The organism is Malaciobacter pacificus (assembly GCF_004214795.1).
GTDB lineage: Bacteria > Campylobacterota > Campylobacteria > Campylobacterales > Arcobacteraceae > Malaciobacter_A > Malaciobacter_A pacificus.
The window spans coordinates 2501527-2528119 of the sequence record NZ_CP035928.1 but is presented as its reverse complement, the minus strand read 5'-3'; the positions used below and the strand labels follow the sequence as shown (position 1 = coordinate 2528119).

Sequence of the window (26593 nt, the reverse complement as noted above, 5' to 3'; positions counted from 1 at the left end):
TTTTTGGCTATTATATCTAAAATTTAGAAAAAGGTTTTTTAAGTGTTTACAGGACTTATAAGAGAGATGGCAAAAGTTGTTAGTTTTCAAAACAATTTTTTGACATTAAAAGCTAAATATCAGCCAAAAATTGGAGACTCGATTGCTATAAATGGAGCATGTTTAACAGTTGTTAGAATTGCTACTGGAACTTTCACAGTTGAGCTTTCACCTGAGTCTCAAAAGATATTAGCAATGGAAAATTATAAAGATGAAGTACACATGGAACCTGCTATGATGATGGGTGATAGATTTGAAGGTCATATTGTTCAAGGTCATGTTGATTGTTTAGGAACAGTAACTTCTATTAAAAATAATGGAAACTCAACAGATTTTTTTATAAGTTTACCAAGTGAGTATTCAAAATATATTATTCCAAAAGGTAGTGTGACTATTGATGGAGTTTCACTTACTGTAAATGAAGTTTTAAAAGATAGTTTTAGACTGACTATCATTCCTCATACTATACAAAATACACTTTTTAAGAGATATAAAGTTGGAACAAAAGTAAACCTAGAAACTGATATGTTTGCTAGATATGTTTATAATATGTTTAAAGGTATGAATCAAAAAGAAAATAATCTTTCTTGGAGTGATGTAGAAGGAATAATGGCTAGGTATTAACTACTTAGCACTTTGAGCATCTACATGCTCATAAGTATAGAAATATTTCTTCTCTAAGACATTTGCATATGGTTTTAGTGTAGCTATTTTCATATCAGGTAGTGTTGTTATTTCTGTAATTCTTCCTACTTTAAGACCTTCAAAGAATATATTATCCATACCTGAAGTTATAACTTCATCTCCTTTAGTTATTTCACTCCAAATAGGAATAAATTTTATAATCATATCTTTCCCATCTTTTGATGAGGTAATGATTCCTGGTACTTTGTTTTCACCAATAAATACAGCATATGAACACTCTTTATTTCCATTTAAAAGTGCTACTGATCTATCATCTTTTTGTACAACAATCCCAGCTGCATAATTTTCTGTAATTAAACCAAGTATTTTTTCACTTGAAGTTTTTTTATCAATCCAAACCTTTGTAAAATCATTAAAACTAATATATGATAAAACTTTTACAAGCTCAATTTTTGGTTTAAGTTCACTTGGGTTTAGTCCAATAATTAACTCTTTTATAGTATCAAGTTGTTTTTGAGTAGAAGTATATAAAATTTTATACTCTTTAAGCTCTTTGTTCTCAGCTTTTAATTGTTCAATTGTAGTAGCTTGATTAAAATATTTTTCAACGGTTGTTGATATATTTATAACTTTATCTATATATGATAGTTTTAGGTCATTAAAAAAAGAAAAGTTTTTAGTAATAAGCTTATCTACTTCAAATAAGTATAATAAGCCTACTGTTAAAAAAATAAGTATAAAAACAAATTTACGCATTAGTGATTAGTTTTAGTAAATCTTCCTCATCTAATACAGCACTTGTACCATAAGCAACTGATAATAGTGGTTCATCTGCAATTTTAACTGGAAGTTTGATTATGTCAGCTAAATATTCATCTAATCCTCTAATTAAAGCACCTCCACCAGTTACAATAACTCCATTATCTACAATATCACTTGCTAAATCAGGTGGCATATTTTCAAGTACGGCTTTAATAGCACTAACAATATCTTTTAATGGTTCTTTTAATGCAGTTCTAACTCCTTCACTTCCAAGCTCAATAGTTGAAAGTAATCCAGAGTTATCTCTACCTTTAACTTTGATTTTTAATTCAGTATCAAGTTTTATAGCAGTACCAATCTCTATTTTGATATTTTCAGCAGTTCTTTCACCTATAAATAAATTATAGTTTTGTCTAACATACTCAATAATTGCTTTATCAAATCTATCCCCTGCAACTTTTATAGATCTACATAAAACAAGACCACCTAGTGAAGTTACACCAATCTCTGTAGTACCTCCACCAATATCAACTACAACATATCCTGAAGGATCTGATACAGGAATTCCTGCTCCAATTGCTGCTGCCATTGGCTCTTCAACTAAATATACATCTCTAGCTCCTGCACTCATAGCTGATTCTTCAACAGCTTTTTTCTCAACTTGAGTAATACCATAAGGGATACAGATAATAATTCTAGGTCTGATAAATGATTTTCTAGAATGTGCTTTTTCAATAAAGTATCTGATCATTCTTTCAGTCATTTCAAAATCAGCAATAACACCATCTTGCATAGGTCTAACAGCTTGGATACTTAAAGGAGTTTTACCAATCATTTGTTTAGCTTCTTGTCCAACTGCTAAAATTCTATCTTTACCGAATTTATCTTTTTGTACTGCTACAACTGAAGGTTCGTTGATTATAATACCTTTTCCTTTAACTGAAACAATAGTATTTGCTGTACCTAAATCTATTGCCATATCATTTGAAAATAGACCTACTAATTTATCTAATATCACTTTGTTTTCCTTTTTAAGCTACTTTTGGTTCTTGTTTTTTTAAGACAACTTCTTTTGTTATTGTAATTGTTTTATTTTTGTATTTTGGAAGGTCAAACATAATATCAAGCATAATATCTTCTAAAATTGATCTAAGACCTCTTGCCCCTGTTTTTCTTTCAATCGCTAATTTTGCTAACTCTTTTAATGCATCTTGCTCAAACTCTAAATTAACTTCATCCATCGCAAATAGTTTGATATATTGTTTTATTAATGCATTTTTAGGTTCTGTTAAAATATGAACCATATCATCTTCAGTAATTTCATTTAAAGTTGCAGTCATATGAAGTCTACCAATTAATTCAGGAATTAACCCATATTTTACTAAATCATCAGTTTCAACTTTTGAAATGATTTTATCATGATCATTTTTTGATTTTTTATCTTGATTGAATCCAAGTACATTTGCACCTTGTTTTTTCTTGATAATCTCTTCAAGACCATCAAAAGCTCCACCACAAACAAATAAAATATTTGTAGTATCAACTTGAAGTGCATCTTGACCTGGATGTTTTCTTCCACCTTTTGGTGGAACATTTACAACACTTCCTTCAACAATTTTTAAAAGTGCTTGTTGAACTCCCTCTCCTGATACATCTCTAGTGATTGATCTATTTTCACTCATTCTAGCAACTTTATCAACTTCATCAATAAAGATAATTCCTCTTTGAGCTTTTTCAATATCACCGTTTGCTGCTTGAACAAGTCTTGTTACAACATTTTCAACATCATCACCAACATATCCAGCTTCAGTTAGTGAAGTAGCATCTGCAATTGCTAAAGGAACATCAAGATATTTAGAAATAGTTTGCGCAAGTAGTGTTTTACCAGAACCAGTTGGTCCAATTAATAAAACATTTGATTTATTTAATTCAGTATCATCATCAATTTCATTGTGTCTAAATATTCTTTTATAGTGGTTATATACAGCAACTGATAAAACTTTTTTAGCTGTGTCTTGACCAATTACATACTCATCTAAAATATCTTTTAACTCTTGAGGTGTTCTTAATTTAATAACCTCTTCTTGAGTTTGTACATTTTGTTCTTGATGATAATCTTGGGGGTCATTTCCATGCATAATATCATGTGCTGCACTAATACAAGCTTTACAAATACAAGCATTATCCCCTGAAATAACAGGATTATCTACGCTGTCTGTTGCTCCACAAAAATCACATATTATTTTACTCATTTTTCTACTTTCTATTAAATGGAATTCCACGTTGTGTATTAGCTACAAATTGAGCTAATTCTAAAACGTGTTCATTTTTACTATTTTGTAATATTTCTTGTGCTGTTTCTTGTAAAGGATTACCTGAACTAAATAGCTCTTTATATGCAGTTTTAATTGCATTTATATCATCTCTATTTTCAAATCTTCTTCTAAGACCATTTAGATTTAATCCTCTTAAAACAGCTTTATTTCCTTCTGCTAAACAGTATGGTGGAATATCTTGTACTACAACAGAACCACCACCAACCATAACATGGCTACCGATTTTACAAAATTGGTGAATTGGAGTTAATCCTCCAATTACAACATAATCACCACACTCAACATGACCTGCTAGTGTTGCAACATTTGCAAATACACAGTTATTCCCAATAATTACATCATGTGCAACGTGTGTGTAACCCATAAATAAATTATTTGAACCAATGATAGTTTTTGCTCCACCACCTTCAGTTCCTGGGTTAAATAGAGTATATTCTCTAATCTTGTTGTTATCACCGATGATTAGTTCTACATCTTCACCATTAAATTTTAAATCTTGAGGAATAGTACCAATACTCGCATGAGAAAAGATATGATTACCTTTTCCAATTGTAGTTTTTCCATCAATAACAGTGTGAGAATCAATAATTGTTCCATCACCGATTTTAACATCTTTACCAATAATAGTATAAGCACCAACTGTGATATTATCACCTAAAATTGCACCATCTTCTATTATTGCAGTTTTGTGAATGTTATTCATAATTTACCTAGATTATTTGTCTACTATCATAGCTTTTAATTCAGCTTCAGCAACTAAAGCATCATCAACGTAAGCTTTTCCATCAAGTACAATTAATGTTCCTCTTAGTTTTTTAACTTCGATTCTGTACTCTAATTTATCACCTGGTTTAACAGGGCTTCTAAACTTTGCTTTGTCAATACTCATAAAGTAAATAACTTTTTGTGCAAGCTCTTCTTTTGTTAAGTCATTACTCTTAAGTGCTAAAACTCCACCTGCTTGTGCCATACCTTCTAAAATTAAAACACCTGGATAAATTGGGTGTCCTGGGAAGTGTCCCATGAAAGCTGGTTCACTAATTGATATATTTTTATATCCAATTACGCTTTTACCTTTTTCCATATCAGTGATTCTATCAACTAATAAAAATGGGTATCTATGTGGAAGTATTTCCATAATCTCGTTTACATCTAACATTTATTATCCTATGATTTTTTCTAAAATGGTAAATATTATAACTAAAAAAAAGTTAGTTTTTTATTATCTGTGCGACGTTTTTTGAACTTCCATTTCTTAAGTATTCTCTTAGCTGTTTTGAGTCATCAAAAAACTTATTTTTATCCATGTTTTTATAGTCATTTAATAAGTTTTCAATGGTAACGTTTTCTTGTAAAAACTCACTATGTATTTGTGTTCTTCCCATTTTTTCAAAGAAAATATTTGCAAGTCCTACAAAGTTTAGTTTCACAAACATACTTCCTAAAAAATAGTCAAACTTTTTGGCAATATAGCTTAGGGTAAATGGAGTTCCAATCAATGCTGCTTCTAAAGTTGCAGTTCCAGAACAAATAAAAGCATACTCAGCTTCTTGCAGTGTTTTGTGGGCTTGTTTTGAAATTGTAAATCCTGAAATATCCCCATATATCTTTTTGATATATTCATCATCAAATTTTTCAGGGATGATTAATATATGCTCTTTATTAGGTATTTTTGAAGCAAGTTCTTTAAAAATTGGCATGTGATTTTTTATCTCAGTCTTTCTACTTCCTGGCATAAATGCGATTTTATTTGATTCAGTTAATTTCTCTTTGAAATGATTTATTTCATCAAGTAATGGGTGTCCTACGTAAGTGATTTTTTCTTTGTCATTATATATTTCACTTTCAAATGGAATGATAGAGCAAAGCTTTGTACAATATGCTTCAAGTTTTTTTACTCTACCTTTTTTCCAAGCCCAAGCTTGAGGTAGAATATAGTAAATAATCTCTTTATTTGGGTATGTTTCTTTTAATTTTTTTGCTAAGGGTAGGTTAAATCCAGAAGAATCCATAAGTAAAACTTTATCGCAATCCTTTGCTAACTCAACTAATTCATCCCTTAATTTAAAGAAGAATCTTAATTTCTTTAAAGCATCTACAAATCCCATAATAGCAAGTGCAGTCAAATCATAAAGTGGATTTCCCAACTCTTTATCAAAAACTCCAACTATTTCAATATCATCATTTAAATGTTTTTTTAACTCTTTTAAGTGGATATTTGATGATGTTTCTAATGCACTTACTAATATTTTCATATAATCTCTTCTTTCACATCTTCATAAGTCTCAGCATTGATATTGATTTCATATTTCTCATTTTGTATTTCATCTAAAATTATAACTGCACTTAAATCAAATGGATTTTTTGTAATTTTATTTCTAATTTCTAACTCTTTTTCAAATGATAGTGGCTTGTACATAAGCTCTACTACATTTTTATATGAAGTATTTGCAATAGTATTAAAAGTCTCTAAACTTAGCACTTTTACTTCATTCCTATTTAGATAATTAATACCATCTTTTTCATACTCAATTCTTCCTTCCATTCTATTTCGCTGAATTGTTGAGTAACATAAAATATATGAGGGAACAATCTGTTTTTTAACCTTTACAATACCACTTAGAAGTCTATAGTTTAAAAATCTTTGTTTGATGATTTTGTATTGCTCACCACTATCTTCAAGGTTATTTCTTCTTTTATAAAGCTCTAATCTTTCTTCAATAGATTCAGGTAAAATTTGATTAGAAATTGGACTAAACATTTCATCCATAATCTTTTTTTGAGCTTCTCTTTGGGCACTAAGACCAAATAAACAGCCACAATAATTTTGTCTATATAGTGAGTTTTCTTTTACTTTTTCACCTTGAATTTGACCACCATTTCCACTTCTGTAATCCCTAAAAATAAACTCAACTCCAGTCTCTTTTTGTAAGTATCCACCAATCTTTTCTAACTTTTCTTGAGATTTTTTTGGAGAGATTAAAAGTGTTGATGTAAACTTATCATGACCTAATTCTTGGGCTTTTTTAACAGTTGTTTCTAGTCTATCATCATAACAAACTGTACATCTATCGCCCTTTTCAGGTAAGTGTTCCATTCCTTTAACTTTTTTTAACCATTCTTCTAGGTTATAAGCACCTTCAATTAGTTTAATTCCTAATTTTTTACATGAATACTCTACATCTAAATATCTAAGTCTATACTCACTATATGGATGAATATTAGGGTCATAAAAATAACCTACTAATTCTTCATTTGGATACTCTTCTTGAATTCTTTCTAAAAAATAGTGACTATCAACTGCACAACAAATATGTACTAACAAATAAAACCTTTGATTATATAATTTATGGATATTATAGTAAAATATTTCAAAACAAAGGATTAGTTATAAAAAATTTAATATTTTTTCTAATGACAATTTTTCTTTTTACATCTTGTACTTCAAAACAGATAGTTAGCAGTTCAAGTGCTACAATTCTTATAAAAACACCAAATATGAAGTTTTATGATAAAGGGTTTATCTATAAATATGAACATTACACGCAAGTTCAAATATTTAGTGCAGGTACAGTTGTATTAGATATGAAAATATATGATGATAGAATTTGTAGCTCAACATTTAGATGTCAAGATTTTAAAACATTTAATAAAGAAAATTTACATAGCAGTTATAAAGAGAATTTTATAAAAGAATTATTTGAAAAAAATGATAAAGAGATTCTTTATAGAGACAAAGCCCATGGCATATTAATAAAAATACTCAAAGACTAATCTAATCTTTGAGTTTTCCCTAAATAGTATCCTTGCGCATAATCAACGCCCATTTCTTTTACTACATCATATACATTTTTTGAGTGTATAAATTCAGCAATTGTTTTAATCTCTAGTTTTTTTGCAAAATCAATGATAGTTTCAGTAACCATTTGTGAGTTTTTATTTGTATCAATATTTTTTATCATAGAAGCATCAATTTTGATATAGTCAACTTTTAGTTTCATAATATATTCAAAGTTTGAGTAACCTGTACCAAAATCATCGATAGAAATTTTTGCTCCAAGTTTTTTAACTTGTTCAATAAAATTAATTACTTCATCAAAGTTTTCAATTCCTTCTGATTCAATTAACTCAAAAACAATTTTATCTTTGAATTTGTATTTGTTTAGCAAACTCAAAATTAGTTGATGTACCTCTTCATTTAGAATATCTTGAACTGATAAGTTAATAGAAACCTGATAATCTTTGTCCTTAAAAATTTCAAATGTTTTTTCTACAATTACTTGAGTTAATTTTGTATATAACTTATTTTTTTTAGCTAAATCAAGAAAATGAACAGGTTCAATAAAGTCACCATTATCATCAATTATTCTCATTAGTGCTTCATATTTTACAATCTGAGAAGTTTTAATATCTACTATTGGTTGAAAAACTGGTATAACTTGATTTGTTTGAATAGCATCTTTTATTTTTTTTGACCATTTAAGATTTTGTTCATACTCATGTTCAATATTCATAGATACATCATAAATTAGATATTTTGTTTTTTTCTTTTTTGCAAGTTTTAATGCCATATCTGCATTATTTAATAAATACTCATTTCCAACAGAAACACCAATTGTTGCATTTACAAATACTTCTGAATCCTTTACTTTTAAAGTATTGTCTTCAATTGCAGTTGTAAGGTGATTTGCTAAAATATGTATCTCCTCTTTTGTTATAGTCAAAGGCATATATAAAGCATATTCATCAGCATGTAGCTTAAAAAGTTCAATTTCTTCAGAAACATTATTATTAATGATTTTTGCAGTATTTACTAAAATATCATTTCCAATTTTATCACCATACAAATCATTAATATGTTGGAATTTGTCTATATTAATTATCATTAAAATAGAGTTTCTTTTATTTGCTAAAACTTCAATAAGTTTTTTTCTATTAGGAAGTTGTGTTAATTCATCATAATAAAATTGATACTCTAATGAGTTTAACATCTCATTAAAGACATCTTGCATATTATCAATTTCATGAATTTTATTTTCAATTCCTATTCTTCTTTTTATATCTTTATTTTCTGATATATAATTTATATTGTTTACAAATTTTTTAATAGGTTTAATAACATATTTTTCAAATTCAAAATATAAAGCTACAAAAATTGCAATAGAAAAAAGTATTATAAATAATATAAAGAAATTAATAAATGATGACAATGAAACTTTTAAATCATTAATTGGGTAATTGATATTTATAATACCTAGTACTTCTCCTTGTGTAGTCTTAGTATGGCATTTTAGACATTCATTTTTTGCTACAATTGGATAATAGTATTCAATTGTTGAATCATCAACAATATTTAATATTTCATCATTTTGTAATGATTTTTTAACAAAAGGATTATTTTCTCTTGCGTAATAATCTTTTTGAATATCACCAAAGTTTTTAACTACTTCTTGGCTTCTGTAGACATTAACTATCATATTCTCATCAACAGTATTTAGTCTTTTTATAATATTTTCTAAATCAGTTCTTGTCCATCCTTTTTCCATTGCTGAGTATAAAGATTGAAAAATAAGTTCAGTAGTTTTTCTAGCATCAATTTTTGAAAGTTTTTGTATAGCTTCTTGTTTCATATAATTTGAATATATGAACGCGACAGTTAATGTCAATGTCAGAGTTGTTAATATGATTTTTAAAATAAGTTTTTTATAGGTTGTTTTTTTCTTCATTAATTCTGCCACAAAGCTTAGATAGTTATAATTATATCATAATTAAGCTTTGTTACAAAAAAATTATTTTTTAAGAACTACATTCTTCTTAATTTATTATAACCTTTTTTAATTAACTTAATTAAAGGTTTTCTATATGAACTAAATACATATTTTTTAATCTCATATGCTAATCTACCACTTACAGTTAGCATACCATAGATATCACCTGCAGCATATTTCCCACCAAGTGCAATTAAAATACCATCAAGTTTTGGATCACATACACCCATTGGTTTACCATCAATTAGCTTTAATACATTTTTACCAGCACATGTTCCACTTATTCTTGCAATTGTAACATTTGGAGGCATCAATTCACCATCTTTATTCTTTATTTCAGCAATATCTCCAATTGCAAAAATATTTTGATGTTTCTCAGTTTGTAGATGTTCATTTACTATTAATTGTCCTCTACCATTTCTTTCAACATCATCAAGCTCTGAACTGATTGTAGAAGCTTCTATACCCCCTGTGAATATTACAAATGAATGATGTATTTTTGTTCCATTTGAAAGTACACAATAACCATCTTCAACACTTTGAAGTTTAGTGTTAGTAATAATATTAATTCCAAGTGATTTTAATCTTTTTTGAGAGATATTAATTAAGTCTTGTTTTAATCCAGGTAAGATTGCAGATGAACTACTAACAAGGGATATTTTTAAATTGTCACAAGAGAAGTTTCCTCTTTCAAAAAACTTATTTGAATAATATGCCATTTCAGCTGCAATTTCAACACCAGATAAACCAGCACCTACAACTACAATATGAGTATCAGCACATTGTCTTGCTTCATCTTTTATTTTTTGGAATAACTGAGATTCAAAGTGCTGTTTAAATGTAATAGCTCTATGAAGTTTTTTAATATCATCTGCACTATTAAGTCCTGGAATTTGAGGAGGGAAGTAAGTTCTAGTCCCAGCTGCCATAATTAGATAATCATATTCTACAATCTCTTCCTCTTCTGTGAAGATTTTTTGTTTATGTTGGTCTATTTTTCTTACTTTTAAGTTTTTGAATTCTAGATGGTCATGGTTAAAACCTAAGCAAAGAGTTGTTAAGTCAATTGTTACATCAGCAAAATTCGATTTATTTGCGATTAAATCATAAACTTCTGGTTGCAAGTTATGATAAGTATGTTTATCAATCAATGTTATTTTTATATTTTTATTTTTAACTAACTCTCTTAGGGCATATATTCCAGCATACCCTCCTCCAATAATTACGACTCTTTTCATTAATTTCCCTCTTGTCTACTTTATATTTAGCTTTTAGATTAACTCTACTACTTATTCACAGTGTATTAGAATTAACATAAGAACTAATTTTGTAATATTACTCAAATTTTATAGCCTACATGTAGCGGCTGAATAAATACTATTTGAAATTTTATACTTAGCAATTTTAGGATAAGATAAAAATCTTAAATAGTTGAAATTTTATTTTAAGAGTGTTTATATATTACACTTAATAAAGATTTTAATAACTAAAATTAATAATTTATAACTAATAGGATTTGATATGAAATATGTTGGAGCTCATGTAAGTGCAAGTGGTGGAGTATATAATGCTCTAATAAATGCAAGAGAAATAGGGGCAAAAGCTTTTGCTTTATTTGTAAAGAATCAAAGACAGTGGACTGCAAAAGATTTTGACACTAAAACTTTAGATAAATGGTTTGAAGAGTTTGAAAAAACGGGTATTGAAGCAAAACATATTTTGCCTCATGATTCATATTTAATCAATCTTGGTCATCCAGAAGAAGAGAAAAGAGAAAAGTCTTTAAATGGTTTTATTCATGAGATACAAAGATGTGAGACTTTAAAACTTGATAGATTAAATTTTCATCCAGGTAGTCATTTAAGAAAAATAAGTGAAGAAGAGTGTTTAGATAGAATTGCTTTATCAATGAATCAAGCAATTGATGCAACAAATGACATAAAATTAGTAATTGAAAACACAGCAGGTCAAGGAAGTAACTTAGGATACAAATTTGAACATTTAGCATATTTAATTGATAAAGTTGAAGATAAATCAAGAGTTGGTGTTTGTATTGATACTTGTCATATGTTTACAGCTGGTTATGATATTAGAACAAAAGAGGCTTACGATAAAACTTGGAAAGAGTTTGATGATATTGTTGGTAGAGAGTATTTAATGGGTATGCACATAAATGACTCAAAACCAGAACTTGGAAGTAGAGTAGATAGACATGATTCTTTAGGTGTTGGAAAAATTGGTTGGGATGCATTTAAATTTATTATGAATGATGATAGAATGGATGATATTCCATTAGTTTTAGAAACTATAGATGAAACAATTTGGCCTGAGGAGATTAAGGCTTTATATGATTTAATTGAAAAGTAAGTTAGCTTACTTCTCAATTATTTTTTAAATACCATAAATTTTAGAAATAAAACTATTTGATTTATCTTCATATTTTTTAAACCACTCTTTACTTCTATCTAAATTAATTTTTGTGATAGTTCCTTCACTGTAAATTTTATAAAGTTCATACTGTGCTTTTTTTACATTATTTAATGCAGCAAATTCTAGTAATTCAATAGCCTCTGTATAATCTTTTTTATCTAAGTAATAATATGCTAATTTATATGCAGCAATTGGATCAAATTCATCGACATCTTTTAATAAATCAATTACTTTATCTTTATCTTTTTGTACACCTTCACCTTTATTGTATAAATCAGCTAATAGTGCATTAGCATAAAAATTCCCTTTTTTTTGTGCTATTGTGTATCTTTGAAAAGCTTCAGTGTGGTTACCTTTAGTTTGTGCAATTATTCCTAGTCTAATTTGTGCAAAACTATTTTTATAAGCGATTAAATCATAACAGTCGTACTCGAAACTTTTATTTTGATTTCTACAATCATCTGCAATGGCAAGTTCACTTGGTAAAACCTTTAATGCTTCTTTATGATTTGTACAACCTGTGAATACAGTTGTAGCCAAAACAGTAGTTGTTAAAAGTGAAGTTAAGGACTTCTTCATTATTACCCTTTAGTATTTTATTGATAGATAATATTTTATCAATTTTATTATTCATATGTAGTTAAGAGATTTTGCTGTAAGATGTTATTAGTATATAGGAGTAAAAATGATATTTATTGCTTTATTTGTAATTATTGCAATAGTTGTTATAGGTTTAAATCTGCACGACACATCTAATTTAGAAAAAATACAAGAACACTTAAAAACAAATAATTGTAAAGAGTATGTATATTCAAAGGGCTCATATAAAGCTTTATGTGAAGATAGAGTTTTGGAAGTTCATAATAGCTTTTTTGTTGACTTACAGAAAAATTCAAAAGACTTTGACTATAAAAGTATAAATAGTTTAGAAATTAAAAAGAAAAATATCATTATTAATGGAAACGACAAGTTAGAGTTCAAGCTTGAAGATGAAGTAAATGATTTTTATGAAAAATTACAAAAAAAATTAAAATAATAGGATTTAATTTAGAATGAAAGAAGTTATTGATTTTATCAATTCACAAGATATAGAAAAAACAAACTTTTTTGCACAATTAAAGTGTAGTGTGGAAGAAGCAAAAATATTACAGTTTATGACAAAAGAGTATGTATCAGGTAGAGATACATTAGGAATTATTGAAATATTAAATGAATTTTACAATATAAAAGAGTTTGAACATTTAGAAAAACTAGATTTAATAAAATCTCTTTTAGAGTTTGGTTGGTTAGTTCAAGTATCTTTTGACCAAATTAAGTTAAGTGAAGTCTCAAAATTAGAACTAATCAATTCTAGTGTCTCTTTATCTAGTTCATATTTAAAGATGCTAGAAAGTGGAGCAAATGATTTTGTTCTTCCTGAAATTAAAAATTATAGTGACCACTTAGAATATTTACAAGACCAGTTTTTTAGAATTGATTTAGCTCAACAGTTAAATATTGTTAGAAAAAATTTTGATGTAAATAGCCCTAGTTCAAATAGGTTAAAATCAAAGTTAGTATTATTAGAAAATAGAATTAAAGAGAGAGTTAAAGTAACCAGTAATTCTATTATGTTAGTTGATTTTTTTAAAGACAATGATTTAAACGACCAAGAACAGACTCTATTTTTAGCTCTTTTAAAAGAGGAGTATTCAGGAGGAGATGGTTCAATGAGAGATATGAATGCTTTAATTGAACTAATTTCAAATGATGATTATGAAAAAATCAAATATAGAAGTTTACTTGAAGAGAGTTCACCTTTAGTATCAAAAGGTTTAGTTGATTATGATGAAGTATTAACTCCTTTTGGTGGAATTAATAGAAATTTTTATATCCCTGATGAGGTCTTATATAAAATTTCTCACCCAACTAAGAAAAAAACAAATATGGGTAAAATCAAGCTGGATACAATTATCAAAGACCAAGAGATGTTTGAATTAATCTCTACAAATAAAACACTTGATGATGTTGTACTAAATGATAAAACAAAAGAGACTTTAAATGCCTTATTAAAACAAGTTGATAAAAACGTTGTAAATAGATTAAAACAGTGGGGAATAAAAGATAAGAAAAAAGGAATTGAAGCTAAGATTATCTTTTATGGAGTAGCAGGGACTGGTAAAACATTAACAGCTCTTGCCCTTGCAAAATCACTTAAAAAAGAGGTCCTTAGTTTTGATTGTTCTAAAATCTTATCAATGTATATTGGTGAGAGTGAAAAGAATGTTAGAAATATTTTTGATAAGTATTATGAATTAAGAAGTGAAACAAAATCAGACCCTGTTTTACTTTTAAATGAAGCTGATCAATTTCTAAGTGCAAGATCAGCTGGAGGAATGAGTAGTAGTGATAAAATGCATAACCAAATGCAAAATATCTTTTTAGAACAAATTGAGAGATTTGACGGGATTTTAATAGCAACTACAAACTTATTAGAAAATCTTGATAAAGCATTTTCTAGAAGATTTAACTATAAAATTGAGTTTATTAAACCAAATAAAACTCAAAGAATAAAACTATGGGAAAAGTTATTACCTTCAACTTTACCTTTAAGTGATGATTTTGAATTAGAAGAGTTAGCAAAGTATGAACTAACAGGTGGTCAAATTGAACTTGTTATTAAAAATACAGCATATAAAATTGCTGTTAGTGATGAGCCTATTTTTAAAGTAGAAGATTTTAAAGAGCAAATTACTAAAGAACAAAAAGGTCAATTTGATGGTGAAACTAAAGTAGGGTTTTTCTAAGCCCTTTTTAGTATGAAACTTCTATTTTTATTATCAATTTTTTTTACTTCTATTTTTGCAGAAACAAAGCAAGTTATATTTGTACTAGCTGATGATTTTCAATCTCAAAGGGCCTCTTTAGTTCAATATGAAAAAATTGATGGAAAGTTTAAGCAAGTATCAAAAGTCATTAAAGTTAATATTGGTGAAAATGGACTTGCATGGGGAGAGTCTAATTATAATCTTGAAGTAAATAGTATTGATCCTGTAAAAGTTGAAGGTGATAAAAAAGCAGTTGCTGGAATTTTTGATTTAACAAAAATTTATACTTATCATAACTTTGTATATACAAATATGCCATATGAAAAATCAACAGAAAATCACATTTGTGTAGATGATTCAAAAAGTAACAACTATAATAAAATTATAAAAACTAAAAATAAGCAAAATTATAACAGTTATGAAAATATGTTGCTAAAAAATGAAACATATGAATATGTAATTGTTGTTGAGCATAATAAGATGCAAAAATATAATTTGGGTTCATGTATTTTTCTACACGTAGAAAATCCTAAAAAAAAATATACAAGTGGCTGTACATCTATGAAAAAAGAAAGGATAAAAAGTATCATAAAATGGTTAGATATAAGTAAATTTCCAATATTAATACAACTACCTAGAAAAGAGTGCTCTCGTTATCAAAAAAAATATAGTTTTATAAACTGCGATATATAGTTAACTAAGTAATTAAAGCTAAATAGATTTACTTATTTTTTTAATTAATAAAAAGGAGTTAATTAATTAGGAGTTTATTTTTTTTAATATTATAGTGTTTCTTTTTGTACCAAGCTAAACCTTATTCTTAGAAAAACATTAATTTTAAAGCTTATTTTTCACAGATTAGTTTATTATTTGCTAGTAATTTTTGTAATTGGGTATTTATTACAAATTAGATAGTATAAATAGTGATTACTAATTGATATATTTAAGTATACAAAGGATACATAAATGACACATATGGATTTTGCTCATCCTTATTTTGGTGCATTTGTAATGTTTGTTGTGACTTTTTCTGCTTTCTTTGCAACAGTTTGGTTGTCAAGGTACATTAGTAGAAAAATTGCAAGACTAGATACAGAAAAACTGAAAACTACGCTATATGAGTGTGGACCAGAGGTTACAAAACAACCAAATACGATATCTACGCAATTTTATTTAATTGCATTATTGTTTATTTTATTTGATGTGGAAATTATCTTCATGTTCCCTTGGGCTATAAACTTTAAACTTCTTGGATGGTTTGGTTTTATTGAAATGTTACTATTTATAACATTATTGTCTATTGGGTTTTTATACGCTTGGAAAAAAGGAGCGCTTGAATGGCACAGCATAAAATAAATTATTTACAAGATAACGGTGCTGCTGTAAAATTAACAACAATTGATAAAATTGTTAATTTTGGTAGGTCAAACTCTTTATGGCCTATGACTTATGGATTAGCTTGTTGTGCAATCGAAATGATGGCAACTGGTGCTTCAAGATATGATTTTGATAGATTTGGAACTATTTTTAGAGCATCTCCTAGACAATCTGATGTTTTAATTATCGCTGGAACTTTAACTAAAAAGCATGCAGAGTTTATGAGAAGATTATACGATCAAATGCCTGATCCAAAGTGGGTTATCTCAATGGGTTCATGTGCAAATACAGGTGGTATGTTTAATACTTATGCAACTGTTCAAGGTGCTGATAGAATTATTCCTGTTGATATATATCTTCCAGGTTGTGCCCCAAGACCTGAAACACTTCAATATGCCCTAATGACACTACAAAAGAAAATTAGAAAAGAGTCTATCTTTAGAGCTCATAAGAAAAAGAGGCTAGTGTAATGAGAGAGTATAAAAATAGACAAGATGTACAAAGAAAATCATATTTTTCTGATAGATTTTTTGTAGGACCAATAGTTCCTAGAAAGAATCCAAATGAAGATGATATATTTACTAAAGATTTTGAAGAGATTAACTACTCAATTCATGTAAAAGAAGCATACATTGAACATACACATTTAGTAGTAATTATCGATAAAAGTTTTTTAACTGCATGTGTAAAACTACTTAAAGATACTTTAGAATATGACATGTTAATGGAACTTTCAGCAATTGAATATTTAGCTTCAAAAGGTGGATATGAACTATTTTATGAATTCTTATCACTAACAAAACACAAAAGAATCAGAATTAAATGTTTTTTACCAAAAGATGAATATATAGACTCTTTAACTCCATTTTTCGCTTCAGCAAATTGGAGCGAGCGAGAAATGTATGACATGTTAGGAGTAAAAGTAACAGGACACCCTAATATGAAAAGAATTATTATGCCTGATGATTGGTATGACCATCCACTTAAAAAGACTTACCCACTTCAAGGTGATGAGGCAGCTTCATGGTATGAAGTTGACAAAATTTTTGGAAAAGAAGCAAGAGATATAATTGGACCTGAACAAAGAGATCCAGCTGCTATTGATAGATATGACACAACTAGATTTGCAAGACTTGGACATGAAGTTCCATTTAATACTGATATTTCACAATTTGAACCTGAGACTTCTATTTCTTATGAGGAAGAAGAAGGAAATACATTAGTAAAAAAATTAAAACCTGAAGAATCAGTAGTTTTAAAAAGAAGAAGGTAGATAAATATGCAACAACCAAATAGATTAAAACCTTTTTTTGAAAATATTAACTTCGAGCGTGAAGATAATACAATGACTGTGAACTTTGGGCCTCAGCACCCATCAGCTCATGGTCAGTTAAGATTAGTATTAGAACTTCAAGGTGAAGAAGTAGTTAAATCAAGACCAATGATTGGATACCTTCATAGAGGTATGGAAAAAATGGCTGAGAATATGATTTATAATGAATTCTTACCAACTACAGATAGAATGGATTATATTGCAGCAACTTCAAATAATTATGGATATGCTTTAGCTATTGAGCAACTTCTTGGAATTGAAGCACCTAGAAGAGCTGAAGTTATTAGAACTATGTTATTAGAATTAAATAGAATCACTTCTCATCTTTTCTGGCTAGCAACTCACGCACTTGATGTTGGTGCCATGTCTATGTTTCTTTACTGTTTTAGAGAAAGAGAATATGCAATAGATTTAATCGAAGATTATTGTGGTGCTAGACTTACTCACAGTGCAGTTAGAATTGGTGGAGTTCCATTAGATTTACCATCAAATTGGATCGAAGACTGCATGAGTTTCTTAGAAGTTTTAGAAAAAGAGTTAGAGACTTATGAAGGTTTATTAACTGAAAATAGAATCTGGAAAATGAGACTTGAAAATGTAGGTATTATTACTCCACAAATGGCAAAAGATTGGGGATGTTCAGGAATTGCTTTAAGAGGAAGTGGTATTAAATGGGATTTAAGAAAAGAGATGCCTTATGGCTTATATCCAGAGCTTGACTTTGATGTTCCTGTTTCATATACAAATGATTCATATGGAAGATATAAAATTTGTATCCAAGAAATGAGAGAATCTTCGAAAATCTTAAAACAATTAGTACCAATGTATGAAGAGTCTGATACTCAACTTATGGCTCATGCACCAAATTATATCTCAGCTCCAAAAGAGCAAATAATGACTCAAAACTATTCACTTATGCAACACTTTGTTCTAGTAACTCAAGGTATGAGACCACCTGTTGGTGAAGTATATGTTGCAACTGAATCACCAAAGGGTGAATTAGGATACTTTGTATGTAGTGATGGAAGTCCTTATGCATATAGAATGAAAATTAGAACACCTTCTTTCCAACACACTGCTATTTTAGAAGAGTTATTAGTTGGATTACAATTAGCTGATGTTGTTACTATTATTGGTAACTTAAATATTGTATTTGGTGAAATTGATAGATAGGGGTTATTATGAAAAGATTTGATTTAAGACACTTAAAAAATGACTTCTACGACAAAATGTTAGAGTTAATGGATAAACAAATTGCTGAGGGTGAAACAGCAATTATTATGTTTGAGATTGGTGATTTTGAGAATGTTCAAAAAAGTGCTGATGTTATTTATGAAGCTGGTTATACTCTAATGAACTCTATAAAATTCAATGAAGTTGATTGGACTTTAGTAGTTAAAAAAGTAAAGCCAGAACCAAGAGAGCTTGAAGAAGCTGAAGGTAGTAGTGATGAATAAAATTGAGCAAATTGCTAATAGTGACTTTATTATCACTTTTGGAACTATGCTTGCAGATAATAAAGAGCAATTTAGAGATAGTATTATTGAAGCAATTGCTAAAAATGATACTCAATTTATTTATATGCATCCAGTTGATAATATAGATTTAAAACTTTATTACAATCAATTTATTAAATATGAAGTTGGTAGTGAAGAGGGCGTTTGTGCTATGTTACTTGATTCATTTGTTAAAAGTTCAAATGAGAAAATTCAAAACTATATTGATGATTTAGATTTAGGTTATATTTCTGCTGAAAGTAGTGCTGGAGAAGAAGAATTTGAAGAACTTTTAGAAAGTTCACAAAACTTTAAAAATAAAACTTTGATAATTGGTGATGATTTAGTAGAACATGAAAGAATTGATAATATTGTGAAATTTTTATCAGTTATCAAAAAATACTCTTCTTTAAATCTTGTAGTTTTAAATGAAATATTAGAAGAAAAAATTAATGCATGTGATGATGAAAATCTAGATGAAGTAGAAGATTTAAAATCATATGATGGAACATTAGTTTATAAACTTATTGATGAAAATAAAGAAGATGAATTAATTGCTAGTCAAACTTTTGCAAATGTTGCTAAAGTTAAAGATGGTGATAAAATTATTATTAATACTCCCACTGAAAAAATTGAAAAAAACTTAAAAGTTGATAATAAACTTCATGGAACGGTTGCAATTTTAAAAACAAGTGAAAATATTTTAAATGGTTATAGATATAAACAAGTAAAAATTGAAAAGGTTGGGGCATAATGAGTGAAATGATTACACTTACAATTGATGGTAAATCAGTTCAAGCTAAAGAGGGTGAAACTATCTTAAATGTAGCAAGAGCAAATGATGTTTTTGTTCCCGCTGTTTGTTATTTAACAAGATGTTCTCCAACATTAGCCTGTAGATTGTGTTTAGTTGAAGCTGATGGTAAACAAGTATATGGCTGTAATACTAAAATAAAACAAGATATGGAAGTTACAACTGTAACTGAAAATATTGCAAAAGAGAGACGTGCAATAATGGAAGTTTACGATGTAAACCACCCATTACAGTGTGGAGTTTGTGACCAAAGTGGTGAGTGTGAACTTCAAAACTACTCTTTATACATGAAAGTTGATTCTCAAAGTTATAGTATTAAAGATATTCATAGACCTACACAACACTGGGGGGTTATGAATTATGACCCAGGTTTATGTATCGTTTGTGAAAGATGTGTAACTGTATGTAAAGATATGGTTGGTTCAAATGCACTTTCAACTGTAAAAAGACCAAGTGATGCAATTGATAAAACATTTAAGGCTGAAATGCCAAAAGATGCATATGCTATGTGGAATAAACTTAATAAATCACTTATTGGTTATGATGCTGATGCCTGTACAAATTGTGGTGAATGTATTGCAGCCTGTCCTGTTGGAGCACTTGTAAGTCATGATTTCCAATATACTTCAAATGCATGGGAGTTAAAGAAAATCCCAGCAGCTAATCCTCATTCATCTGACTGTGCATTTATGTATTATGATGTAAAACATGAATCAATTGATAATCATGAAACTAAAAAAATCTACAGAGTAAATAGTGAACCACATTATTCAACTGTAAATGGTGCAGCAAGATTTGGATATGACTTTGAAAACAAAGTTCAAAGTAAAGATTTTGAAGCATTTAAAAAAGCAGTTGAAGCTTTAAGTATGGCTAGAACTATTAAGTTTAATTCATTTATTACAAATGAAGAAGCATTACTTTTACAAAAAATTGCAGACCATAGAGGCGCAAGATTAGTAAATGAAGATGCAAGAAGATATCAAAAATTCTTAAAAGATTATTCATCAACAGCTGGAACTACACTTTACTCTTCAACTTTAAGTGATGTATTAAATACTGATTTTGTGATTTCAGTTGGTTCATATTTAAAATCAGATTTACCAAATGCAAGATATGCTTTTAATAACCCAATTACTATTAATAAAGGTGCAGGTTTATACTTCCATCCAGTAGCTGATCCAATTATGGAAAAAATTGGTAAAAAAGGTAAAACTACTGAGTTTATTTACCATGATCCAATGGTAGAAGAATCAATTCTTTATTTCATACTATATAAGTTTGGAAATGATTTACCTCAAAATATCAAAACATATTTAGATTCATTAACTGAAAAAAGAGTTAAAACTGTAACTGAAACAATTAAAGAGCAAGTTGTTGAAATTGTAAAAGATGAAGAGACGGGTGAGGAAAAAGAAGTTAAGAAAATGGTTCCTAAAAAAGTTTCAACTGAAGTTGAATACGAATACATTTCACTACTTGAAGAGTTTGGGAAAGATGAATCATTTATTGAATTAATTGACTCAATGCTTGCTAAAAAAGAGAGATTTTCATTAATTGTAGGTGAAGATTTAATTACTCATCCAAATGCACAAAATTTAGCAAAACTATGTGGTTTAATTGATAGATATACAAAATTTAATGTAGTTATTATTCCAACTCAAACAAATACTTTAGGTGTAGCTCAAATCTGTAAACTTTCAGATGAAGAGACAGGATTTACAGTTGGATACAATGTAGCAGCTGATGTTCAAATTTCATCTTTAGGTGATGGGGATATTGATGTACCAGCTCTTAACCAACAAGAAGGAACTTTTACAAATATTGATAAAAAAGTAATTCCTACAAATGCGGCACTTCCTTTTAAAGGTTATACATTAAATGATATGGCAAATGAAATTTTAGGATGTGAAGTTGATTATACAATTGAGTATACAAAAGAGTTACCAGTTGAGAAAGGTTACAGACCAATTGAATTCGATGATTTACCAAATGAGTTTGGAAATGATCAAGTAGAAAGACGTGGCTATGATTTAGTTTCTATTGATGTAGATAGAACTAACCAAGCTTTAGAATATAAAGCAGAAAAAATATCTTTAGCTGAAGATGAAACTATTATTTATAGAGCAAATCCAATTAATCAATTTAATGAGTTTACTGCAATTGCCCATGAATTTAAAGATAAGTTACAAGATGGAATTTTCTTCTCTAAAAAATCTTTTGAAGCTTTAGGATTAGCAGAAGGTGATAAAGTAAAAGTAGAAGCAAACGGAGTAACTTTAGAGTTAAATGCTTACTGTGATATTCAAATTGATGGTGATATCCCTTATATATCAACATTTATGAAAAACTCTCCTTCAAATGCTTTATTTAATACTTACAGATTTAATAAAGCTAAAGTGACAAAGGCATAGTATGGAAACAAGTATTATTATAGAAACTATTGTTAAAGTAGTAATAGTTCTTGCAGTTTTTTCTGCACTTGCTGGATTTACTACTTATATTGAGAGAAAAGTTTTAGCATTTATGCAAAGAAGATTAGGTCCAACAAATGTTGGACCTTATGGTTTGCTTCAAATTGCTGCTGATGGTATAAAATTATTTACAAAAGAGGATTTCATCCCAGCAAATGCAAATAAACCAATCTTTATGATTGCACCAATTATCACAGCAGCAACTGCCTTTATTTCAATGAGTGCTATTCCATTTTTACCAGAATTTGAAATGTTTGGTTATGTCATCAGACCAATTATTTCAGATATAAATGTTGGTGTATTATTTGTATTATCTGTTGGTGGTGTTGGATTATATGGACCACTTTTAGCTGGTATGGCTTCAGCAAATAAATGGGCTCTTTTAGGTGGAGCTAGAACAGCTATTCAACTTTTATCTTATGAAGTTGTATCAGGATTATCACTTCTTGCTCCATTAATGATGGTTGGAAGTTTATCATTAATTGATATTAATAACTATCAATCAGGTGGAGTTTCAGACTGGATTGTTTGGTATCAGCCATTAGCATTTATTTTATTTGTAATTGCTGGTTTTGCAGAAACAAATAGAACGCCATTTGATTTACTTGAACATGAAGCTGAGTTAGTTGCAGGTTATGCTACTGAGTATTCAGGTATGAGATGGGGTATGTTCTTTATTGGTGAATATGCAGCACTATTTACAATTGCATTTTTAACAGCACTTATTTTCTTAGGTGGATTTAATGATATGTGGTTTATCCCTGGTGGATTAGCAATTATCCTTAAAGTTATGGCTTTAATTTTCTTCTTCTTATGGACAAGAGCTGCTTGGCCACATGTTAGACCTGATCAATTAATGTGGTTATGTTGGAAAATCTTAATGCCATTAGCAGTACTAAATATTTTAGTTACTGGTTTTGTAATGATGTTTTAGGAGTTAAATTATGGGTTTTAATGAATTTAAAAATAGAAATATTTCTGAAGATTACGTAACAGTTCAAGAAGATAACTATCCTAAAACATCTTGGGAAGTTTTTAAACAAGTTATTTCTAGATCTGTTAAAGGTGAACTTTTTGTTGGTTTAAAAATTACATTTGGAATTATGACTAGAGCACTTTTCAAAGGTGAAATGGCAACTGTACAATATCCAAAAGAAAAACTTCCAATTGGTCCTAGATATAGAGCGGTACATAAACTTCTTAGACTTTTAGAATCAGGTGAAGAGAGATGTATTGGTTGTGGACTTTGTGAAAAGATATGTATTGCAAATTGTATTAGAATGGAGACTAAAATAGATGAAAATTCTAGAAAAGTTGCAACACAATATACAATCAATATGGGTAGATGTATTTTCTGTGGATATTGTGCTGAGGTTTGTCCTGAACTTGCAATTGTTCATGGTGGAAGATATGAAAATGCAAGTGAACAAAGAGCACATTTCTCACTAAAAGAAGATATCTTAACAAGTGCTGATGGCTTAGGTGCTCAATTAGAGTTTGATGGATTTGGTTCTGTTTCTAAAGATGCAGATAAAAAAATCAAAAAAACGCCATTATCATATTAGGAGAGAAAATGTTTGAACAAGTAGCTTTTATTATATTCTCTGTTTTGACTATAGGAATGTTTAGTATTACTGTTTTAACTAGTAATGCTTTATATGCCCTAAGTTCTCTTGCAGCTGGAATGATTTTTATTTCTGCATTTTTCTTCTTATTAGGTGCAGATTTTTTAGGTGCGGTGCAAATTGTAGTTTATACAGGTGCAATTATGGCTTTATATGCATTTGGAATGATGTTCTTTGATACATTAGCTGATGTAAAAGAAAAAGTAAAACATCCAAGATTAGTATTTTTATTATCAGGAGTAGTAGCTGTTATATTAGTTGTTGTTTTTATGGCTCCTGTAATTGGAGAAAATTTAACAGCGCAGCATCCTATAAATCCAGAATATGGAAACTCTGTTGATGTTGGTTTAGTTTTATTTACAAAATATTTAGTTCCTTTTGAAGTTGCAGCAATTATGCTTTTAGTAGCAATGATTGGTGGAATTGTACTTGCTGGTAAAAAAATGAATGAATCATACTCTGAAATGAAAGAGGATGAAATTGATGAAAAAATTGAGTTAGATACTTCAAAGGATACAAAATGACACTTAATGCTTATTTAATTCTATCAACGATTTTATTTTGTATTGGTTTAATCGGAGTAATTAAAAGAAAAAATGTATTAATGCTTTTCTTTTCAACAGAAATTATGTTAAATGCTGTAAATGTTGGACTTGCTGCTGTTTCAAAATTCCACGGGGATTTAACAGGTCAAATGTTTGCATTTTTTATCATTGCAGTAGCAGCAGCAGAAGTTGCTATAGGTCTTGGGCTACTTATTATGTGGTATAAAAGAACAGGTTCTATTAACTTAGATGAAATTGCAGGGATGAAAGGATAATAATGGAAAAATATATATACATTGCACTTTTTGCTCCCTTAGTTGGTTCTTTAGTTGCTGCACTTTTCTCAACTCAACCAAAAACACTTTTTACAGGTATATTTACATCATTTATGCTTGCAGTTTCTATGGTTGCATCATTAAACTTATTACATTTTGTTTATACAACAGAGACTACACTTCATGTAAATCTATTTGATTGGATTGTAATTGGAAGTTTAGATATTCCATTTGGATTTGTGGTTGATCATGTATCTGTTGTCATGATGTCAGTTGTAACAGTTGTTTCAACAATGGTTCATATTCACTCAATTGGATATATGGAACATGACAAAGGTTTTAATAGATATTTCTCTTACCTATCAGCTTTCGTTTTTTCTATGTTAGTTTTAGTAATGGGTGATAACTTTGCTGTATTATTTATTGGATGGGAAGGTGTTGGAGTTTGTTCATGGTTATTAATTGGTTTTTGGTATCACAAAGAATCAGCATCATGGGCAGCAAATGAAGCCTTTATTATGAATAGAGTTGGGGATTTAGGACTATTACTTGGTATGTTCTTAATCTATTGGAATTTAGGAAGCTTACAATATGATGTTGTATTTGCTCAAATTTCAACTTTAGAGACTTCAACTTTAGTTTGGATCGGTGCTTTACTATTCTTAGGGGCTATGGGTAAATCAGCTCAATTCCCACTTCATACATGGTTAGCTGATGCAATGGAAGGACCAACTCCAGTTTCAGCATTAATTCATGCTGCAACAATGGTAACAGCTGGGGTTTACTTAGTAGTTAGAGCAAATGAACTTTACACTTTAATTCCTGAAGTTGGATATGCAATTGCTGCACTTGGAGCATTTGTTGCGATATTTGCTGCAACTATGGCATTAGTAAATAATGATATGAAAAGAATTATTGCTTACTCTACATTATCTCAACTTGGATATATGTTTGTAGCAGCTGGACTTGGAGCTTATTGGGTAGCACTATTCCACCTAGCAGCTCATGCCTTTTTTAAATCAGTTTTATTCTTAGGTGCAGGTAATGTAATGCATGCTATGGATGATGAACTTGATATTAGAAAGATGGGTGGATTACATAAGAAAATGAAAGCAACATCGTATATTATGATTATTGCTTCTTTAGCACTTGCTGGTATTTTCCCATTAGCTGGATTCTTCTCAAAAGACAAAATATTAGAAGCAGCCTTTAATGCTGATGCGATTGGATTATGGGTTATTTTATGGATAACAGCAGGTTTAACTGCATTTTATTCATTTAGACTTGTAATGAAAATTTTCTTTGGAAAGCAAAACTACAGTGATGAAGAGTTCCATCCCCATGAAGCAAAAGGTTTTGTAATTGCAGCTATGATTCCATTAGCAGTTTTAGCAGTGATTGCAGGATGGTTTGAGCATGCCTTTGTAGATTTTGTAACAAAAACACTTCCAACATGGGAAGCTAATAATCTTGAGCACTCAACAGTTTGGATACTTATTTTAATAACTAGTGCAGTTGCAATTGGTGGTATTGCAGTTGCGGTAATTAAATACAGAAATGATGGGTTTAGTAAGTCTTGGGAAGATACATTTATTTATAAATTACTATCTAATCAATACTATATTCCAAAATTCTATGAGGTATTCATTTCAAAACCATATTATGCAGTTTCTGTTTGGGTATGGAAAGTGATTGAAATTAAATTAATTGATAACTCAATTGATAACTTAGCACACTTTATTAATAAATTAGGTGTAAAAGCTAGACCAATTCAATCTGGTAATTTATCAACATCTTTAAGACTAATGGTTGTTGGATTAATCTTAGGATTAGTTCTTGCCTTAGTTTTATCGGTACTATAAGAAGG

General features: G+C 29.0%; 28 protein-coding genes. 18 read left to right on the top strand and 10 right to left on the bottom strand.

Going from position 1 to position 26593, the window contains the following annotated elements:
* Positions 1-42 precede the first annotated feature (42 nt).
* Positions 43-663 (top strand): riboflavin synthase, encoded by a 621-nt coding sequence (locus APAC_RS12555; RefSeq protein ID WP_130234438.1) that lies wholly within the window; start codon positions 43-45, stop codon positions 661-663.
* Here the strand turns inward: APAC_RS12555 and mreC are convergent, their stop codons facing one another.
* Genes mreC through APAC_RS12520 form a run of 7 tightly spaced genes read right to left on the bottom strand, consistent with a single transcriptional unit; the run spans position 664 to position 7107 of the window.
* Positions 664-1440: a rod shape-determining protein MreC gene (gene mreC, locus APAC_RS12550; protein WP_130234437.1), complete on the bottom strand. Its 777-nt coding sequence runs from the start codon at positions 1438-1440 to the stop codon at positions 664-666. It lies immediately after the preceding gene.
* Positions 1433-2464: a rod shape-determining protein gene (locus APAC_RS12545; protein WP_130234436.1), complete on the bottom strand. Its 1032-nt coding sequence runs from the start codon at positions 2462-2464 to the stop codon at positions 1433-1435. The genes mreC and APAC_RS12545 overlap by 8 nt, the downstream gene beginning before the upstream one ends.
* 13 nt (positions 2465-2477) lie before the next feature.
* Complete coding sequence (gene clpX / locus APAC_RS12540; RefSeq protein ID WP_130234435.1) at positions 2478-3698, bottom strand: ATP-dependent protease ATP-binding subunit ClpX; 1221 nt, start codon at positions 3696-3698, stop codon at positions 2478-2480.
* A 4-nt stretch (positions 3699-3702) separates the two neighbouring features.
* Entirely contained in the window at positions 3703-4485 is a 783-nt protein-coding gene (gene lpxA / locus APAC_RS12535; protein WP_130234434.1) for an acyl-ACP--UDP-N-acetylglucosamine O-acyltransferase, read from the bottom strand.
* A 12-nt stretch (positions 4486-4497) separates the two neighbouring features.
* Positions 4498-4941, bottom strand: coding sequence for a 3-hydroxyacyl-ACP dehydratase FabZ (gene fabZ, locus APAC_RS12530; protein ID WP_130234433.1), 444 nt, complete (start codon positions 4939-4941; stop codon positions 4498-4500).
* Positions 4942-4993: 52 nt separating this feature from the next.
* Positions 4994-6037 (bottom strand): lipid-A-disaccharide synthase, encoded by a 1044-nt coding sequence (lpxB, locus tag APAC_RS12525; protein WP_130234432.1) that lies wholly within the window; start codon positions 6035-6037, stop codon positions 4994-4996.
* Positions 6034-7107 carry an epoxyqueuosine reductase QueH gene (locus tag APAC_RS12520; RefSeq protein WP_130234431.1) on the bottom strand — a complete coding sequence of 358 codons (1074 nt, stop codon included), beginning with the start codon at positions 7105-7107 and terminating at the stop codon, positions 6034-6036. The genes lpxB and APAC_RS12520 overlap by 4 nt, the downstream gene beginning before the upstream one ends.
* Before the next feature lie 89 nt (positions 7108-7196).
* Here APAC_RS12520 and APAC_RS12515 point away from each other — a divergent pair, with 89 nt between their 5' ends.
* The gene (locus APAC_RS12515) at positions 7197-7556 is read left to right on the top strand and encodes a hypothetical protein (protein WP_228255923.1); all 360 of its coding nucleotides are present in this window, start codon (positions 7197-7199) and stop codon (positions 7554-7556) included.
* Here APAC_RS12515 and APAC_RS12510 read toward each other — a convergent pair.
* Both APAC_RS12510 and APAC_RS12505 read right to left on the bottom strand, forming a co-directional pair.
* Entirely contained in the window at positions 7553-9508 is a 1956-nt protein-coding gene (locus APAC_RS12510) for an EAL domain-containing protein (protein WP_130234430.1), read from the bottom strand. The genes APAC_RS12515 and APAC_RS12510 overlap by 4 nt on opposite strands.
* Before the next feature lie 77 nt (positions 9509-9585).
* Entirely contained in the window at positions 9586-10788 is a 1203-nt protein-coding gene (locus APAC_RS12505) for an NAD(P)/FAD-dependent oxidoreductase (protein ID WP_130234429.1), read from the bottom strand.
* Between the two features lie 283 nt (positions 10789-11071).
* On the opposite strand from APAC_RS12505, the gene nfo reads away from it, so the two are divergent.
* Entirely contained in the window at positions 11072-11917 is an 846-nt protein-coding gene (gene nfo, locus APAC_RS12500; protein ID WP_130234428.1) for a deoxyribonuclease IV, read from the top strand.
* A gap of 24 nt (positions 11918-11941) precedes the next feature.
* On the opposite strand, the gene APAC_RS12495 is transcribed toward nfo, so the two are convergent.
* A complete protein-coding gene (locus APAC_RS12495; protein ID WP_130234427.1) occupies positions 11942-12559 on the bottom strand; it encodes a tetratricopeptide repeat protein in 618 nt (205 codons plus the stop codon).
* A 106-nt stretch (positions 12560-12665) separates the two neighbouring features.
* Between APAC_RS12495 and APAC_RS12490 the strand changes: the two genes are divergently transcribed.
* From APAC_RS12490 to nuoL, 15 genes are all read left to right on the top strand, one after another.
* Positions 12666-13016 (top strand): hypothetical protein, encoded by a 351-nt coding sequence (locus tag APAC_RS12490; RefSeq protein ID WP_130234426.1) that lies wholly within the window; start codon positions 12666-12668, stop codon positions 13014-13016.
* Between the two features lie 16 nt (positions 13017-13032).
* Positions 13033-14766 carry an ATP-binding protein gene (locus APAC_RS12485; protein WP_130234425.1) on the top strand — a complete coding sequence of 578 codons (1734 nt, stop codon included), beginning with the start codon at positions 13033-13035 and terminating at the stop codon, positions 14764-14766.
* A gap of 12 nt (positions 14767-14778) precedes the next feature.
* Entirely contained in the window at positions 14779-15480 is a 702-nt protein-coding gene (locus APAC_RS12480; protein ID WP_130234424.1) for a hypothetical protein, read from the top strand.
* Positions 15481-15753: 273 nt separating this feature from the next.
* Positions 15754-16143, top strand: coding sequence for an NAD(P)H-quinone oxidoreductase subunit 3 (locus APAC_RS12475; protein ID WP_130234423.1), 390 nt, complete (start codon positions 15754-15756; stop codon positions 16141-16143).
* Positions 16125-16634, top strand: coding sequence for a NuoB/complex I 20 kDa subunit family protein (locus tag APAC_RS12470; RefSeq protein ID WP_130234422.1), 510 nt, complete (start codon positions 16125-16127; stop codon positions 16632-16634). The genes APAC_RS12475 and APAC_RS12470 overlap by 19 nt, the downstream gene beginning before the upstream one ends.
* Positions 16634-17437, top strand: coding sequence for an NADH-quinone oxidoreductase subunit C (locus tag APAC_RS12465; protein WP_130234421.1), 804 nt, complete (start codon positions 16634-16636; stop codon positions 17435-17437). Before APAC_RS12470 ends, APAC_RS12465 begins: the two co-directional genes overlap by 1 nt.
* Positions 17438-17443: 6 nt before the next feature.
* Complete coding sequence (nuoD, locus tag APAC_RS12460; RefSeq protein ID WP_130234420.1) at positions 17444-18670, top strand: NADH dehydrogenase (quinone) subunit D; 1227 nt, start codon at positions 17444-17446, stop codon at positions 18668-18670.
* A gap of 8 nt (positions 18671-18678) precedes the next feature.
* Positions 18679-18954 (top strand): NADH-ubiquinone oxidoreductase subunit E family protein, encoded by a 276-nt coding sequence (locus APAC_RS12455; RefSeq protein ID WP_130234419.1) that lies wholly within the window; start codon positions 18679-18681, stop codon positions 18952-18954.
* A complete protein-coding gene (locus tag APAC_RS12450; protein ID WP_130234418.1) occupies positions 18947-19747 on the top strand; it encodes a hypothetical protein in 801 nt (266 codons plus the stop codon). The genes APAC_RS12455 and APAC_RS12450 overlap by 8 nt, the downstream gene beginning before the upstream one ends.
* Positions 19747-22221 (top strand): NADH-quinone oxidoreductase subunit G, encoded by a 2475-nt coding sequence (locus tag APAC_RS12445; RefSeq protein WP_130234417.1) that lies wholly within the window; start codon positions 19747-19749, stop codon positions 22219-22221. Before APAC_RS12450 ends, APAC_RS12445 begins: the two co-directional genes overlap by 1 nt.
* A 1-nt stretch (position 22222) precedes the next feature.
* Positions 22223-23215: an NADH-quinone oxidoreductase subunit NuoH gene (gene nuoH, locus APAC_RS12440; RefSeq protein ID WP_130234416.1), complete on the top strand. Its 993-nt coding sequence runs from the start codon at positions 22223-22225 to the stop codon at positions 23213-23215.
* A gap of 10 nt (positions 23216-23225) precedes the next feature.
* Positions 23226-23846: an NADH-quinone oxidoreductase subunit NuoI gene (gene nuoI, locus APAC_RS12435; protein ID WP_130234415.1), complete on the top strand. Its 621-nt coding sequence runs from the start codon at positions 23226-23228 to the stop codon at positions 23844-23846.
* Positions 23847-23854: 8 nt separating this feature from the next.
* Positions 23855-24430: an NADH-quinone oxidoreductase subunit J gene (locus APAC_RS12430; protein WP_130234414.1), complete on the top strand. Its 576-nt coding sequence runs from the start codon at positions 23855-23857 to the stop codon at positions 24428-24430.
* Positions 24427-24726: an NADH-quinone oxidoreductase subunit NuoK gene (gene nuoK / locus APAC_RS12425; RefSeq protein ID WP_130234413.1), complete on the top strand. Its 300-nt coding sequence runs from the start codon at positions 24427-24429 to the stop codon at positions 24724-24726. Before APAC_RS12430 ends, nuoK begins: the two co-directional genes overlap by 4 nt.
* A 2-nt stretch (positions 24727-24728) precedes the next feature.
* Entirely contained in the window at positions 24729-26588 is a 1860-nt protein-coding gene (gene nuoL, locus APAC_RS12420) for an NADH-quinone oxidoreductase subunit L (protein WP_130234412.1), read from the top strand.
* Positions 26589-26593 lie beyond the last annotated feature (5 nt).

Excerpts from the sequence above, each read along its gene's own strand:
- mreC (WP_130234437.1), bottom strand. The coding sequence starts at position 1,440 with ATGCGTAAATTTGTTTTTATACTTATTTTTTTAACAGTAGGCTTATTA.
- clpX (WP_130234435.1), bottom strand. The coding sequence starts at position 3,698 with ATGAGTAAAATAATATGTGATTTTTGTGGAGCAACAGACAGCGTAGAT.
- lpxA (WP_130234434.1), bottom strand. The coding sequence starts at position 4,485 with ATGAATAACATTCACAAAACTGCAATAATAGAAGATGGTGCAATTTTA.
- fabZ (WP_130234433.1), bottom strand. The coding sequence starts at position 4,941 with ATGTTAGATGTAAACGAGATTATGGAAATACTTCCACATAGATACCCA.
- lpxB (WP_130234432.1), bottom strand. The coding sequence starts at position 6,037 with ATGAAAATATTAGTAAGTGCATTAGAAACATCATCAAATATCCACTTA.
- APAC_RS12515 (WP_228255923.1), top strand. The coding sequence starts at position 7,197 with ATGACAATTTTTCTTTTTACATCTTGTACTTCAAAACAGATAGTTAGC.
- APAC_RS12510 (WP_130234430.1), bottom strand. The coding sequence starts at position 9,508 with ATGAAGAAAAAAACAACCTATAAAAAACTTATTTTAAAAATCATATTA.
- APAC_RS12505 (WP_130234429.1), bottom strand. The coding sequence starts at position 10,788 with ATGAAAAGAGTCGTAATTATTGGAGGAGGGTATGCTGGAATATATGCC.
- nfo (WP_130234428.1), top strand. The coding sequence starts at position 11,072 with ATGAAATATGTTGGAGCTCATGTAAGTGCAAGTGGTGGAGTATATAAT.
- APAC_RS12495 (WP_130234427.1), bottom strand. The coding sequence starts at position 12,559 with ATGAAGAAGTCCTTAACTTCACTTTTAACAACTACTGTTTTGGCTACA.
- APAC_RS12490 (WP_130234426.1), top strand. The coding sequence starts at position 12,666 with ATGATATTTATTGCTTTATTTGTAATTATTGCAATAGTTGTTATAGGT.
- APAC_RS12485 (WP_130234425.1), top strand. The coding sequence starts at position 13,033 with ATGAAAGAAGTTATTGATTTTATCAATTCACAAGATATAGAAAAAACA.
- APAC_RS12480 (WP_130234424.1), top strand. The coding sequence starts at position 14,779 with ATGAAACTTCTATTTTTATTATCAATTTTTTTTACTTCTATTTTTGCA.
- APAC_RS12475 (WP_130234423.1), top strand. The coding sequence starts at position 15,754 with ATGACACATATGGATTTTGCTCATCCTTATTTTGGTGCATTTGTAATG.
- APAC_RS12470 (WP_130234422.1), top strand. The coding sequence starts at position 16,125 with ATGGCACAGCATAAAATAAATTATTTACAAGATAACGGTGCTGCTGTA.
- APAC_RS12465 (WP_130234421.1), top strand. The coding sequence starts at position 16,634 with ATGAGAGAGTATAAAAATAGACAAGATGTACAAAGAAAATCATATTTT.
- nuoD (WP_130234420.1), top strand. The coding sequence starts at position 17,444 with ATGCAACAACCAAATAGATTAAAACCTTTTTTTGAAAATATTAACTTC.
- APAC_RS12455 (WP_130234419.1), top strand. The coding sequence starts at position 18,679 with ATGAAAAGATTTGATTTAAGACACTTAAAAAATGACTTCTACGACAAA.
- APAC_RS12450 (WP_130234418.1), top strand. The coding sequence starts at position 18,947 with ATGAATAAAATTGAGCAAATTGCTAATAGTGACTTTATTATCACTTTT.
- APAC_RS12445 (WP_130234417.1), top strand. The coding sequence starts at position 19,747 with ATGAGTGAAATGATTACACTTACAATTGATGGTAAATCAGTTCAAGCT.
- nuoH (WP_130234416.1), top strand. The coding sequence starts at position 22,223 with ATGGAAACAAGTATTATTATAGAAACTATTGTTAAAGTAGTAATAGTT.
- nuoI (WP_130234415.1), top strand. The coding sequence starts at position 23,226 with ATGGGTTTTAATGAATTTAAAAATAGAAATATTTCTGAAGATTACGTA.
- APAC_RS12430 (WP_130234414.1), top strand. The coding sequence starts at position 23,855 with ATGTTTGAACAAGTAGCTTTTATTATATTCTCTGTTTTGACTATAGGA.
- nuoK (WP_130234413.1), top strand. The coding sequence starts at position 24,427 with ATGACACTTAATGCTTATTTAATTCTATCAACGATTTTATTTTGTATT.
- nuoL (WP_130234412.1), top strand. The coding sequence starts at position 24,729 with ATGGAAAAATATATATACATTGCACTTTTTGCTCCCTTAGTTGGTTCT.